Origin of the sequence: Neomesorhizobium albiziae (genome assembly GCF_900114255.1) — a bacterium.
GTDB classification, from domain to species: Bacteria; Pseudomonadota; Alphaproteobacteria; order Rhizobiales; family Rhizobiaceae; genus Neomesorhizobium; species Neomesorhizobium albiziae.
The window spans coordinates 79,543-92,009 of the sequence record NZ_FOSL01000013.1 but is presented as its reverse complement, the minus strand read 5'-3'; the positions used below and the strand labels follow the sequence as shown (position 1 = coordinate 92,009).

General features: G+C 61.4%; 14 protein-coding genes. 7 read left to right on the top strand and 7 right to left on the bottom strand.

From position 1 onward, the window contains the following. Window positions 1-93: 93 nt before the first annotated feature. On the bottom strand, window positions 94-765 hold the full coding sequence (locus F3H98_RS19605) for a hypothetical protein (RefSeq protein WP_149762030.1): 672 nt from the start codon (window positions 763-765) through the stop codon (window positions 94-96). A 94-nt stretch (window positions 766-859) separates the two neighbouring features. Continuing rightward, window positions 860-2,128, bottom strand: a complete 1,269-nt coding sequence (locus tag F3H98_RS19600) for a tyrosine-type recombinase/integrase (protein ID WP_149762029.1) — start codon at window positions 2,126-2,128, stop codon at window positions 860-862. Window positions 2,129-2,221: 93 nt separating this feature from the next. Here F3H98_RS19600 and F3H98_RS19595 point away from each other — a divergent pair, with 93 nt between their 5' ends. Together F3H98_RS19595 and F3H98_RS19590 are read left to right on the top strand one after the other, a co-directional pair. Further along, a complete protein-coding gene (locus tag F3H98_RS19595; protein WP_149762028.1) occupies window positions 2,222-2,746 on the top strand; it encodes a hypothetical protein in 525 nt (174 codons plus the stop codon). Between the two features lie 292 nt (window positions 2,747-3,038). Beyond that, on the top strand, window positions 3,039-3,566 hold the full coding sequence (locus F3H98_RS19590) for a nuclear transport factor 2 family protein (protein ID WP_210249697.1): 528 nt from the start codon (window positions 3,039-3,041) through the stop codon (window positions 3,564-3,566). A gap of 53 nt (window positions 3,567-3,619) precedes the next feature. Here the strand turns inward: F3H98_RS19590 and ppk2 are convergent, their stop codons facing one another. Beyond that, on the bottom strand, window positions 3,620-4,525 hold the full coding sequence (ppk2, locus tag F3H98_RS19585; protein WP_149762027.1) for a polyphosphate kinase 2: 906 nt from the start codon (window positions 4,523-4,525) through the stop codon (window positions 3,620-3,622). Between the two features lie 139 nt (window positions 4,526-4,664). Here ppk2 and F3H98_RS19580 point away from each other — a divergent pair, with 139 nt between their 5' ends. Further along, window positions 4,665-5,945, top strand: coding sequence for a sensor histidine kinase (locus F3H98_RS19580; RefSeq protein ID WP_149762090.1), 1,281 nt, complete (start codon window positions 4,665-4,667; stop codon window positions 5,943-5,945). Window positions 5,946-5,990: 45 nt separating this feature from the next. Here the strand turns inward: F3H98_RS19580 and F3H98_RS19575 are convergent, their stop codons facing one another. Further along, complete coding sequence (locus tag F3H98_RS19575) at window positions 5,991-6,359, bottom strand: Atu4866 domain-containing protein (protein ID WP_244621797.1); 369 nt, start codon at window positions 6,357-6,359, stop codon at window positions 5,991-5,993. Between the two features lie 22 nt (window positions 6,360-6,381). Continuing rightward, window positions 6,382-7,116 carry an SDR family oxidoreductase gene (locus tag F3H98_RS19570; RefSeq protein WP_149762026.1) on the bottom strand — a complete coding sequence of 245 codons (735 nt, stop codon included), beginning with the start codon at window positions 7,114-7,116 and terminating at the stop codon, window positions 6,382-6,384. Between the two features lie 166 nt (window positions 7,117-7,282). Between F3H98_RS19570 and F3H98_RS19565 the strand changes: the two genes are divergently transcribed. Next, entirely contained in the window at window positions 7,283-8,197 is a 915-nt protein-coding gene (locus F3H98_RS19565; protein WP_149762025.1) for an AraC family transcriptional regulator, read from the top strand. A 10-nt stretch (window positions 8,198-8,207) separates the two neighbouring features. Here the strand turns inward: F3H98_RS19565 and F3H98_RS19560 are convergent, their stop codons facing one another. Further along, on the bottom strand, window positions 8,208-9,293 hold the full coding sequence (locus F3H98_RS19560) for a LacI family DNA-binding transcriptional regulator (RefSeq protein ID WP_244621796.1): 1,086 nt from the start codon (window positions 9,291-9,293) through the stop codon (window positions 8,208-8,210). Window positions 9,294-9,481: 188 nt separating this feature from the next. Between F3H98_RS19560 and F3H98_RS19555 the strand changes: the two genes are divergently transcribed. From F3H98_RS19555 to F3H98_RS19545, 3 genes are all read left to right on the top strand, one after another. Continuing rightward, entirely contained in the window at window positions 9,482-9,706 is a 225-nt protein-coding gene (locus F3H98_RS19555; protein WP_149762023.1) for a hypothetical protein, read from the top strand. A gap of 116 nt (window positions 9,707-9,822) precedes the next feature. Continuing rightward, window positions 9,823-10,545 carry a phosphate signaling complex protein PhoU gene (phoU, locus tag F3H98_RS19550; RefSeq protein ID WP_149762022.1) on the top strand — a complete coding sequence of 241 codons (723 nt, stop codon included), beginning with the start codon at window positions 9,823-9,825 and terminating at the stop codon, window positions 10,543-10,545. Between the two features lie 87 nt (window positions 10,546-10,632). Then, window positions 10,633-11,643: a magnesium and cobalt transport protein CorA gene (locus F3H98_RS19545; RefSeq protein ID WP_149762021.1), complete on the top strand. Its 1,011-nt coding sequence runs from the start codon at window positions 10,633-10,635 to the stop codon at window positions 11,641-11,643. 41 nt (window positions 11,644-11,684) lie between these two features. Here F3H98_RS19545 and F3H98_RS19540 read toward each other — a convergent pair whose 3' ends face one another. Then, window positions 11,685-12,203 carry a GcrA family cell cycle regulator gene (locus tag F3H98_RS19540; RefSeq protein WP_149762020.1) on the bottom strand — a complete coding sequence of 173 codons (519 nt, stop codon included), beginning with the start codon at window positions 12,201-12,203 and terminating at the stop codon, window positions 11,685-11,687. Between the last annotated feature and the right edge of the window lie 264 nt (window positions 12,204-12,467).

Below are 12,467 nucleotides of genomic sequence, written 5' to 3'. Positions count from 1 at the left end.
GATGAACGCACCGGAACGCCGGTGAATGCGGGAGAAACTTGCTCTGTTCGTCTGCTGAAGTCGGACGGAAAAGCCGGAAAGGTCGGAAATGATTTATTGGCTTTTTCGGCCCGCGACGAAATCCGCTTCAACTTTAGTGAGTTTGTCACGGATAGTGGATTCGCCTGGCTCCTTGCCCCAGTTCTTGGCGCACCATTCCTGCATGTGACGTTCTAGTGCCGCCTTGTTCCAATTGGCGTCTACTGCCGGATTGAAGGCTCCTTCTTCTTCTAGTTTGCTGGTCGCTTCCGCATCAAACGCTGGCCAGTCGTACGCCGGCCGTCGCCCCCTGAGGCCGCGATCAGCCGGGAACGCCTCAATCCCGGGGGCGATCCTCGCACTTCCCACAATGCTATCTAGTCCCGCGCGATCGACGAACAACCAATGGTAAGTAACACCCGCCAGGGGGTGTATGCCGGAGCCAAACAGCGCGAAATTCGTGATCTGGCACGCCGAAAACCATTGGGAGAAATTCTCGTCCACAACCCACGCGTCAGATCGTACCGGTGCAAGCGTGCCGTTACCCAGGAGGGCAACCGCACGAAGCTCTCCGTCCGCAAGCTGCCGCCGCATTGGGGCTGCCGCCTTATCTTGAAGACCTTCGTTGGCATCAGGACACAGAATCTGGGCAGCGCGAGCCAAAAAATAGTGTCCTGAAGGCTCGAAAGGCCAGTCTTGCTGCCGCCTCCAAATCGAAGGCTGTGAACGTGAAAAGGCTCTTGTCATCGCTGCACCTTCGCGACTGCACCGTGAGGACCGCAGGGAAACCGGTGGTGCTTAACCGGCTTGTCGGATGGCCGTCCTATCCCTGCGGATCTCGTCATGCGCGCAACTTTACGACGTTGTCGCCGAGCTGCTCAGCGCGACCCGCAATGATATCGCGCAACCGCGCGTCCCAGGTCGACAACGCAGTTTCGACGCGCATATCCAAATTCGCGCGGCTGTAGTGCTTAATCAACGTTCGCGTATTTTTCGTGCCACGTTGGTGGCTGATGACGGCGGCTATGGTGTCGAGCGAAATTCCAAGCTCGTCCATGCCGCTGACTACGGTTCGCCGGAGGTCGTGAGAGGTGAAATGCGCGCACGGCAACGTACGGTTACCAAGCGCGCCGCCAATGTCAGTAGCTGTAATCGGGCGATCCGAATTGGCGGTTCGAAACAGCGGCCCGTGTTTGCGCCTCTTCAGGGCCTCGTCGACGATTTCGCGAGCTAGGCCCACGAGAGGCTTGAAGTGTTCCTTTTTGTTCTTGGCTCGGGCGGCGGGCAGCCTCCAGAAGAGTGTATCGCCCATCCAGCAAAGCTCGGATGTGTCCATGCCGCCGATTTCGCTGGCGCGATTGCCGAGGCAGAGTTGCAGGCGAAGCACGGCGATGCAGTCAGGGGGCATACTTTCAGCCCCTTCATCCAGCCACTCCCAAAATGCCTTGGTCTCTCCCGGCTCAAGTCTCCGTTGGCCTGGCTCGCCGTCGCCGTAGGATTCGGTTCCATGCGTCGGATCGGCCGTCACGTAGCCCTTCGCAATCCCCCAGCGGTACATCGCCCCGATTACCTGCCGGCGCTTTTCGGCCTCGCGTGGGTATTCCTCCCAAACGGGATCAAGAAGGGAACTAATGTCAATGCGCCTCAACGAGTCCGCTGCGGTGTCGAGTTTCGCCTCCAACGCTCGCATCAGACGCCGCTCGATGTCGACGGCGCTACGGAGGGGGCCGCCTTTGCGCTTGGGATTCTTGATGTGTTTCGCGTAGCGGTCGATCAGTTCCGTGACCTTCAGCCGCTCGCTCTTGGTCCGCCGAGCCTCCTCTTCTTCCTCGATCAGGCTGCGGCCCAATCGCGCAGCTTTCATGATTGCAGCCGCCCTTTCGCGGGCGTCAGCGAGGCCGAGTCCTTTCTTGCCATCCGGATCGCAGGGGCCAAGGGAAGTGCTTTTCACGCCCTTCACCCCTTTGATCCGGTAAGCAACATTCCAGGTTCTGGTGCCCGATGGAGCGACACGAACCCGCAAGCCTTTCTGCTCCGTATCCGCAACATAATAGGCGCTCACGTTGGGACGGAGCGCTCCGAGCACGATGGCGGTGAGTTTCTTTTTCATGGCCTAGTCTCCCTAACCGCAGATGCAACCAATGGCCGAATCAACAGGATAGCAACAAATCTCCCGGAAGTAGGCAACCGTCAGCGAACAACAATGAACGGAAAACGGCTTTCGACTCAGTGGCTTCCAGTACATTCACGAACGATGATAAACGACGACGAACATCCGTTCAAGGGCTGGACCCAGACCTGGCTGGTTCACATGCGCGCACCCCTGCGCTTGAAGCGGGAGATCGGTTGTGGTTCTTTTGCCGTCGCCCAGATATTGTTTGCCGGCTTGCTTATATCAGCTCTCCTGCATCCTCTGCTGATCGCAAGCGCCATTTTCCTGGTCGCCGACCTGGTATTCCTGGATGCGGGGACCGGCTATTCGCTGATGCTTGCCGTCGACACAGCCAACATCAGCCTGGGCTACCTGTCGTTCCTCGTGTTGGGATGGACTTCGCTTTCGCGCAAAGAGCGGCGGCGTTTCGCCCATGTGGCCCTGTTCACCCCGTTTTACTGGCTGATGATATCCCTCGCGGCGTGGCGCGCGGTCTGGCAGCTCTTCCGCGATCCTTTTCGCTGGGAAAAGACCCCGCATCGTCCGTCCGACGAGATACGCGGGACCGGTTCCTGATCTGCGCATCCTTTGGTTCCAGGTTCGATCATATCCATCAGGTAACGCTTGCGGCGATCAAGACGGCGGCGGCTACTCTGAAGAGACCGCGGCCTGAGAACACCGCTCCCATGTTCCGTCACACACAAGTTTCTCTTCCTTCCTGACCGTGCGGCACGGGCAATGTTGGATACGATAACGTCAACATGTCGCCATTGGACGATGGCGTCTCAGCATCCGTTTCGCGGGGGAAAAATGAGCAAATACGACTTATGTCGGCGGCACGCAGAGCGGCGACGCGCCGGCCGAACTCTTGGAAATCAAGGAAAACCCGGCCCGCAAAAGTTCGCTAAAGTTGGATGCCTGCATCCGACGACAGGCCAAGCTTAAGGAAATTGCCATGGCAGTAGCAACGCAGGCGATGACGGACGAGCAACGCAAGTCGGTGGCCCTGGAGTATCTCAAGCGCCTCGACCGAGGCGACGATATTTTCGATCTTTTCGCTGATGATGTTCAATTTTTCTTTCCGAAGTATGGCGTCGTCGATGGCGTGGAAGCGGTCAAAAGTGTGTTCGCCTCGACAGCGGCGATCATCGCGGCGGTCAGGCACGACTATGCCTATTTCAACTATGTCCAGCAGGGCGACATGGTCGTGGTGGAAGGCACCAGTTCAGGCCGAACGACGAACGGACGCGAGTGGCGCGCCGGCGTCACTCACGCCGGTCGCTGGTGTGATGTGTTCGAAATCCGTGATTTTAAGATCCAGCGCCTGTTCATCTATCTCGACCCCGACTACGGCGACGAAGACACCGCCCGCTATCCCTGGCTGACCAAGAAGTAGCTTCTCGGACGGCTTCCCGCGAACTGCTCTTCGCGCGAAGCCGTCCCGTTTCCTTATGAGGCCTTCACATAGTCGAGCCCTTCGCCGATGATTTTCGGATCCGGCTTGCCGATCGCGGCGGCGTCGCGTCCGGTGTAGGGCAGGCTCGACAGGATGCGGCGGACCAGTTCGATCCTGGCGCGGCGCTTGTCGTTGGCGCGGATGACGATCCACGGCGCATGCTCGCTGTGCGTATGCTCCAGCATCTCGTCGCGGCGTTGCGTGTAGTCGTCCCATTTGGTCATGCCGGCGACGTCCATCGGCGAGAACTTCCAGTTCTTGAGCAGGCTGTGGCGGCGGTCGTGGAAGCGCTTCAGCTGCATTTCCTGGCCGATATCGAGCCAGAACTTGAAGAAGCGGATGTTGTCATTGACGATCATGCGCTCGAAATGCTCAGCCTCCATGAGGAAGCGCGCATTCTGCTCCGGCGTGCAGAAGCCCATTACGGGTTCGACGCCAGCGCGGTTGTACCAGGAACGATCGAAGGTGACGAACTCGGCCGTTGTGGGAAAGTGGTCGACATAACGCTGGAAATACCACTGGCCCCGTTCGGTCTCGGTCGGTTTCGGCAGGGCGACGTTACGCGCAGTACGCGGGTTCATGTAAGCCCGCGTCGCGTCGATGGCGCCACCCTTGCCCGCGGCGTCCCGTCCCTCGAAGATCGCCAGAACGCGCTCGCCGGTCGCCTGCTGCCATGCCTGCAGCTTGACCAGTTCGATCTGCAGCTTTTCCAGCGTCTCGTCATAGGTGTCCCTGTCGAGCTTCTTGTCGTAGGGATAGCCGCCGGAAGACAGCGCCTTCTTGTCGATCCAGTCCGGCAGCTCCGGACTGTCGATATCGAACACGCGTTCCTTCTTGCCAAGCCGGATCTTGACTGCTGACGAACCTGCCGCGCCGCCCGCCGCTTTTTCATTTTTCATCGCCACATGCCTTTCCCTTGGGAAACAGCATGCTATTGGGTGGCTCTGAGCCGGTCCAGCCGGAAGTTGCAGATAGGGTTATCGCCCTGGTGGAGCGATGCAAAATGTCGGAATCGGACCGCTGGCGGCGGGAATGCTGATGGACGAGGAAGCCAGAAACGGCCACCCAAGGCGCGCCACGGCGGTCGTCGCCGAACGGCTCTCCGAAGCCCGCTGGACGCTGATCGTTTCGGTCGCAGCACTCGTGGCTCTCGGTATGGCGGGTGATCCGCCGTCCTGGGCGGTCTGGCTCGCGGTGGCCTTGGTCATCGCGGTGGCCGCGCTGGCGCCGCGCCGCACTGTCGGTCAGCGCCGTGCCGATCAGGCGGCCGCCAATGGGCAAACCGTGCTCGACACGCTGCCGGTCGCCGACCTTGCCGCTGCGGTGCCCGACCCGCTCTTCGTCTTCGACGCAAGGGGCGTGGTGGTGCACGCCAATGCCGCTGCTGCGGTGTCCTTCGGCGGAGTCGGGCAAGGCATGCCGCTGCAAATGAAATTCCGTGCCCCGGAAATGCAGCAGCTTATCCAGCGCGTGCTGGCGACCGGCATCCCCGGCGCCATCGACTATGCCGAGCGGGTGCCGGTGGAGCGCGTCTTCCGCGTCGAGGCGACGCCGGTCGGCAGCGACACCGGGCTGTTCGTGATCATCTTCAAAGATCAGAGCGAAGCCCGCCGCATCGACCGCATGCGCGCCGATTTCATCGCCAACGCCAGCCATGAATTGCGCACGCCGCTTGCCTCGATCGCCGGTTTCATCGAGACGCTGCGCGGCCCGGCGAAAAACGATGCCGGCGCGCGCGAGAATTTCCTGCAGATCATGCAGAACCAGACCGGCCGCATGGCGCGACTGATCGACGACCTCCTGTCGCTGTCGCGGCTTGAGATGAAGCCTTATCTGGGACCAGGCAGCAAGGTCGACGTGCGCGAAACCGTCGAAAGCGTCATCGGCACGCTGACCCCGCTGGCGAGCGAGTCCGGCGTCGTCATCGTAAGGGAATTGCCGGAAGGTCCCGTCGAAGTTCCCGGCAGCCGCGACGAGCTTTTCCAGGTCTTCGAAAACCTTCTGGAAAATGCCTGCAAATATGGCCAGTCCGGCGGCAAGGTGGTGGTTTCCATCGAGCCGTCGCGCGCGGGGCCGGATCCCGAAGTCGCAGTGTCGTTCCGGGATTTCGGCCCCGGCATCGCCGAGGAGCACATTCCCCGCATCACCGAACGTTTCTACCGCGTGGATGTCGATACCAGCCGGGCCCAGAAGGGCACCGGCCTCGGCCTCGCCATCGTCAAGCACATCCTCACCCGCCACAATGCGCGTCTGTCGATCAAATCGAAGGTGGGCGAGGGGGCGACCTTCACGGTCCACCTGCCGGTGGCGAAGACTTGAAGCGCGGCGGCAGGGATAGCGTCGCCGCGCCTGATGGTATGCAGGCTATCGTTCCCGATAGAAAACCATGCCGCCGTGATAGAGCACGCCGTCGACGAATGTTCCGTCGGCGGTGAAGCCGGTGTCGTCCCAATAGTCGATATGGCTGCCGGTAACCTGGTAGCGCCCCTGGTAGGCGCTTTTGCGTGCGCCACGCGCTTCATCGTAACGGCCGTTCGCCAGCAGTTCCTGGCGGACATGACCATCGGCAGTCACCCACATGCCGACATAAGGATGGTTCTTCATGCTGTTCTCCGGTTTCGGCGTGGATATCCCGGTTGCTTGCGAACGGCCCTGATCTGACGCAACCGGGCCGAAGATCACCATCGCGGCGGCGATCGCGCCCGCGAGGCCGCGCGTTTCTGTGTATCTCATCATCATCTCTCCTTGCGCTGACTCAGTGGGGGCTGGCGACGGGACGCACGATCATTTCGCTGACATCGACATCGCTTGGCTGCTCCATGGCGAAACGCACGGCGCGCGCAATTGCGTCCGGCTCGATTGCCGTCTTGCGGAAATCGCGCATCGCCGCGCGTGCCGTGTCGTCGGAGATCGTTTCGGCCAGTTCGGATGTGACCACTCCCGGCGAGATGACGGTGACGCGTAGCCGCTCGGTTTCCTGACGCAACCCGTCGGAAATTGCCCAAACCGCGTATTTGGTTGCGCAATAAACCGCAGCCGTCGGAGAAACGTGGTGCGCTCCAATCGATGCGACGTTGATGATGTGTCCTTCGCCCTGTTCTTCCATTGTCGGCAACACAGCCGCGATGCCATGCAGCACGCCGCGAATGTTCACGTCGATCATCTGGTTCCACTCGTCGACCTTGAGGGCATTGAGCGGCGACAGCGGCATGACGCCCGCATTGTTGACAATGGCGTCGATGCGGCCGAACTCCTTTCGCGCCCGGTCGGCGAATGCCGCGACCGCTTCCCGCGATGTAACGTCGAGAGCCGATACGCGTACCGTTCCACCCTTGGCGGCGATCTCTTCGGCCAGTCGTTCCAAGCGGTCGGTGCGGCGGGCTCCGGCAAAAACGATGGCGCCGGCGCCTGCAAGTTCACCGGCGATCGCTTCGCCGATGCCACTCGAGGCGCCGGTGACCAGAACGACCTTGTTTTCGATGGCTGACATTTCCGTCTCCTGTGGTTTGGAAATTTCTGACACGACGGAAACTATGTGTTCTGGAGGATCAGGCAGTAGACCGATCCTCCGCAAAGATTGCCTGATCCTCCAGAAATGCGTCTTGCCTGACGATCTATCCCTTGTGCACGGCGGAATTTCGTGAAAAGCAAGCTCCATGCTGAAGACCGAGCAAAATATGGGATTGCTAGCCGAGGTGACGATGCGCCACACTCCGGGTGATGGTGTGCACGAGACTGCGATTCCGGGCCTCGGCCTGATCAGGCAGAGCCAGCCGACCGAGCCATTGCAGATACTGCATCATCCGGCGGTTTGTATAATCGCCCAAGGAGAGAAGGAGGTCGCTCTGGCCGATCTCCGCTATTGCTACAATCCGGCGAAATACCTTGTCGTGTCTGTTGACCTGCCGCTTTCAGGGCAGGTGACCAAGGCTTCTCCGGAACTGCCGTATCTCTGTGTCCGCATCGACCTCGACGCCGCGATGCTGGCGTCAGTGCTGACGGAGAAAGGCGCCTCGGCGATCGCCAAGGGAAGCGTCGAGCGCGGTCTGTTCATCAGCGACATGTCATCCGACCTGGCCGGCGCGGCGATCCGGCTTGTACGCCTGCTGGACGAGCCGGAGCACATTCCGTTTCTGGCGCCGCTGCTGCTGCGCGAGATCTATTACCGGCTGCTCGCTGGAGAGCAGAGCGGGGCGGTCAGGCACATCGCCACCGCCGGCAGCAAGATCCATCAGATCGGGCGGGCGATCGCCTGGATCAAGGAGCACTATGCCCAGCCTTTCAGCATCGAGGTGGTGGCGAACGAAGCACGCATGAGCCCGTCGGCGTTCCATCACTATTTCCGGGAAGTCACGGCGATGAGCCCGCTGCAATACCAGAAGCAGGTCCGCCTGCAGGAAGCGCGCCGCCTGATGGTTGGCGGCGCGTTCGACGCCGCGGCGGCGGGCTACGAGGTGGGCTATGAAAGTCCGTCGCAATTCACCCGCGAATACCGACGCCTGTTCGGCGCGCCGCCTGTACGGGACGTCACGCGCCTGCGCGCCCAAGGGCTCGACCTCCAGACGGCATGACTGGCGGAACCTAGTTTTTCGGCGTTGCGGTCGAGCCGCGCACGACAAGCTCAAGGTCGAGCATCTCGCGATATCCCGGCGATGCGCCATCGAGGATCGCCTTCACCGCGCGGCGGCCGATTTCGGCAATTGGCTGCGCCACCGTCGTCAGCGGCGGGCTGGAAAGGGCGGCTTCCGGCACGCCGTCGAAGCCCGCCACCGAAACGTCCAGCGGCACCTTGATGCCGCGCTGGCGCAGCCAGTCCAGTGCGTCGAGCGCGATGCGGTCGGACATCGCAAGGATCGCCGTTGGCGGTTCGGCCTGGCTGAACAGATACTCCAGTCCGGCGCGGGTAGTTTGCCCGTCATTCTGCGTTTCGAAGACAGGCACCTTCGCGGTGTCGATGCCGAATTCCGCGAGGCCCTCGAAATAACCGGCGATGCGGTCGCTCGAGGTGGCATAGATCGCCGCGTGGACGTCATCCATGGAGGCGGGGCCAAAGCGGTCGTCGGCGAAAGGCAGCGAGAGGATGGCGACGCGGCGATGGCCGAGTTCCGCGACATGGCGGGCCATCATCCTGGCGCCGGCGATATTGTCGACGCCGATGGCCGGGATGGACTGATCCTCGAAGCCGAGCGCTAGCGCAACGAAGGGCAGCGTCCGCTCGCGCGTCAGTTCGATCAGCCGGCTGTCGCCCTCCAGGCAAAACAGCACGAAGCCGTCGACCAGCGCGCTGTTGATATTCCAGGCCAGTTCCTCGCGGTTCTGCGACGACACCAGCGAAATGCCAGCGCCGCCGGCGTCGCAGGCTTCGGTGATGCCCTCCATCAGCACGCGGGCGTAAGGGTCGTTGAAGAAATAGGAGAGCGGCTCCGAAGTAACGACGCCGATGGCGTTGACCTTGCCGGCGCGCAGCATCCGGCCTCTCGGGTCGGGGCCGTTGTAGCCCATCTCCTTTGCCACCGCGCGGACGCGCTCGCGCACCTCCTCGCGGACGATTTGCGGCCGGCTGAAAACGTTCGACGCCGTCCCTTGCGAGACCCCCGCTGCTTTGGCGACATCGGCCAGCCTGATCGCTTTGTTCGACAATTCGCCTCCTGCGCAGATGCTCTTCAATGGTCTCCATAGCACCATGATTGGATCGGTTCAATTTCGCTTGACTTTCCCCGCGATTGATATAAATTTTGAATCGGTTCAAGGCAATCATGTCGTTTGATTGAATCGATTCATTCTGTTTGAGCGGAATCGCTCGGCGGCTCCATCCGCCGGTTGCGCTCAAGCTTTGACTAAAGAGGAGAAATCCAATGTTCGAATTCAGCGTTCTGATCGACGAACTGGTGGAGAGCAACAGGCTGCGGCGCAAGCACCCGCTTGCCGATCCGCTAGATGGTCCGGAATGGCAGGGCCTGCACTGGCTGGTCCGCCTGTTTGAAAAAAGTCGTCCCGAGACGCCTGCGAAGTCCGAACACACAAGGAGCAACGCCTGGGCCGCATGTGTTCAGCCGGCAAAAGGTCAAGCTATCGCGTGAACCGGCGGAATTGAAGGCATGCGGCCTTGCCGGTTTCTTTTTTCCGTCATCCGACTAGCTTATGGAGGATGAAACGGCCGCGAGGGAGTCGCGGCCGGGAGGAAGACGGAAACAGCATGCAGTCGCAGCACACGTCGCGCTCTTTCGATGAGGAACTGAAGTTTCTCGCCAACCGCATTGCCGGCATGGGCGGTCGTGCCGAGCGCATGGTCGACCAGGCCGTTTCGGCGCTCGTCAATGCCGATGCCGGCCTCGCCCGCAAGGTGATCGACGACGACGCCTTTCTCGATGAAGGCCAGCGCGAGATCGACGACAAGGCGATCATCGTCATCGCCAAGCGCCAGCCGGTCGCCGACGATTTGCGCGAGATTATCGGCGCGATCCGCATTTCCTCCGATCTCGAACGGGTCGGCGATCTCGGCAAGAACATCGCCAAGCGGGTGGTGGCCGTCAGCAACGCCCGCCATCCGTTCAGCCTGTTCCGTGGCCTGCAGGCGCTGGCCGAACTTGCGCTGACCCAGCTCAAGGACGTGCTCGACGCCTATGCGTCGCGTTCGGTCGAGCGCCTCGGCTTCGTGCGCGACCGCGACGACCAGATCGACGCCATGTACACGTCGCTGTTTCGCGAACTCCTGACCTACATGATGGAGGATCCGCGCAACATCACCGCCTGCACGCATCTTCTGTTTTGCGCCAAGAACATCGAACGCATCGGCGACCACGCCACGAACATCGCCGAAACCGTCTATTACGTCGTGACCGGCGAGCAGATGCCGCCCGACCGGCCCAAGGAAGACAAGAGCCACCGCGTGGTCGTGAAGGCGGAATCCGCCGGCTGAAGTAACGGGCTCGAAGGTCGACCGGGAATGCGCTAGGGTGGGGGGAGTAGGGTTCCGAGCGAAGGTGAGCGCCTTCGGGAGGCTGAAATGGAACTGCCGCGCAATATCAAGGCATCCGGCGCACCCGAAGCCGGCATCGTCGCGTCGAGCGTCTATGCGGCCGGACACCGCGTTGCCGACATACCGGTGGACGAAGCGGGCGAGTGGGCGGCGAAGGAGGGCCATTTCGTCTGGATCGGCCTGCTCGAACCCGACCGCGATCTCCTGCTGCGTGTGCAGCGCCAGTTCCACCTGCACGATCTAGCCATCGAGGATGCCGAGCATCCGCACCAGCGGCCGAAGGTCGAGCAATATGGCGACGCCCTGTTCATCGTCGCCCGCACCGCGCAGTTGTTCGAGGGCCGCGTCACCTTCGGAGAGACGCATCTGTTCGTCGGCTCGGGCTACATCGTCAGCGTCCGCCACGGACCTTCGACGTCCTATACGTCGGTGCGCCAACATTGGGAAAGCTGCCCGTCGGCCCTGTCGAAGGGCGAGGATTTCATTCTCTATGCCATCCTCGATTTCATCGTCGACAACTACATGCCGGTGCTGGAGCAGATCGAGGCGGAGGTCGACGAGATCGAGGACCGCGTCCTGGTCAAGCCGATGACGGCCGCCGACATCGAGCGGCTCTATATGTTGCGCCGCGATCTCCTGCGCCTGCGCAATGCCGCGGGCCCGCTGGTCGAGGTCTGCCGCCGGTTGACCAGCGCCGATCTGCCGCAGATCCGCTCCGCCATGCACCCGCTGTTTCGCGATGTCACCGACCACATCCGCACAGTGCAGGAAAAGATCGACAATCTGCGCGAGGTTCTGGCGTTTGCCTTCGAGGCGAGCCTGCTGGTTGGCCAGAGTCAGGAAACGGCGATCGCCAAGAAGCTCGCCTCCTGGGCCGCCATCCTTGCCGTGCCGACCGCCGTTGCCGGCATATACGGCATGAATTTCGACAACATGCCCGAATTGAGGATGACGTTTGGCTATCAGACGGTGCTGATGTTTATCGTGTCCACCTGCGCGTTCCTCTACTGGCGGTTCAGAAAAAACGGCTGGCTATAATGCGCCAGCCGAAGGTACCCGCCCAGGGAGGATGGCGGGTGTCAGCGGTTCCGCCGGCGCTCCGAAGCCGGCTGGAACGCAATCTTTGAATGATAGCCGCAATAAGGTCCGGTTTCGGCGGACTCGTTGCCGCAGAAGCTGAAATCCTCCGACAGCGGGTCGCCGTTCGGCCATTTGCAGGTGCGCTCGCTGAGCTGCACCAGCTGCAGCCGCCGCGAGATCGGCACCACCACGTTCTCGACCGGACGGATATAGTGGCGGGCGACGGGCTCGGCATCGAACTGCTGCTGAAGCGCGGTGGCGCCGACCGAAACCGGCATCGAGCGAACCGATGTCGAGCTGCGCGTCACCGACTTGGTGGCGGTCGATGCCTGCGAGGTCTTCTTTTGCCGCGTCGGTGCGGCGGTTGCCCTGCCACGGCTCGAAAGCTTCAGCCGATGAACCTTGCCGATGACCGCATTGCGGCTGACGCCGCCGAGCTGCGCCGCGATCTGGCTCGCCGACAAACCCTCAGCCCAGAGTTTCCTGAGAAGTTCGACGCGTTCGTCATTCCAGTTCATGAGACCTTGCTCCTGATCCAGCGTGCAACGGTCGGAATCCATTCACGACCCGGCGGTAGCCGGGGACGTACCACATATGCGCTTGTGATTAGGTCCGCCGCACGAAATCTAGTCTTTTGTTGCCCTTAAACTACCTTATCGGCTGACTCTGTGACAAGAGTCTGCCTCGCGGCAGGAATCGGTTTTTTCGGTTTTCAACAACTTGCCGTCGTATCCGGCCAGGTGTGTCGGGTTTTGTCGTCGCAGCTTACCGTTGCGTGACGT

What these genes read in the sequence shown, in the direction of transcription:
- F3H98_RS19605 (WP_149762030.1), bottom strand. Translation starts at nt 765, where the DNA reads ATGACAAGAGCCTTTTCACGTTCACAGCCTTCGATTTGGAGGCGGCAG.
- F3H98_RS19600 (WP_149762029.1), bottom strand. Translation starts at nt 2,128, where the DNA reads ATGAAAAAGAAACTCACCGCCATCGTGCTCGGAGCGCTCCGTCCCAAC.
- F3H98_RS19595 (WP_149762028.1), top strand. Translation starts at nt 2,222, where the DNA reads ATGAACGGAAAACGGCTTTCGACTCAGTGGCTTCCAGTACATTCACGA.
- ppk2 (WP_149762027.1), bottom strand. Translation starts at nt 4,525, where the DNA reads ATGAAAAATGAAAAAGCGGCGGGCGGCGCGGCAGGTTCGTCAGCAGTC.
- F3H98_RS19580 (WP_149762090.1), top strand. Translation starts at nt 4,665, where the DNA reads ATGGACGAGGAAGCCAGAAACGGCCACCCAAGGCGCGCCACGGCGGTC.
- F3H98_RS19575 (WP_244621797.1), bottom strand. Translation starts at nt 6,359, where the DNA reads ATGAGATACACAGAAACGCGCGGCCTCGCGGGCGCGATCGCCGCCGCG.
- F3H98_RS19570 (WP_149762026.1), bottom strand. Translation starts at nt 7,116, where the DNA reads ATGTCAGCCATCGAAAACAAGGTCGTTCTGGTCACCGGCGCCTCGAGT.
- F3H98_RS19565 (WP_149762025.1), top strand. Translation starts at nt 7,283, where the DNA reads ATGCTGAAGACCGAGCAAAATATGGGATTGCTAGCCGAGGTGACGATG.
- F3H98_RS19555 (WP_149762023.1), top strand. Translation starts at nt 9,482, where the DNA reads ATGTTCGAATTCAGCGTTCTGATCGACGAACTGGTGGAGAGCAACAGG.
- phoU (WP_149762022.1), top strand. Translation starts at nt 9,823, where the DNA reads ATGCAGTCGCAGCACACGTCGCGCTCTTTCGATGAGGAACTGAAGTTT.
- F3H98_RS19545 (WP_149762021.1), top strand. Translation starts at nt 10,633, where the DNA reads ATGGAACTGCCGCGCAATATCAAGGCATCCGGCGCACCCGAAGCCGGC.
- F3H98_RS19540 (WP_149762020.1), bottom strand. Translation starts at nt 12,203, where the DNA reads ATGAACTGGAATGACGAACGCGTCGAACTTCTCAGGAAACTCTGGGCT.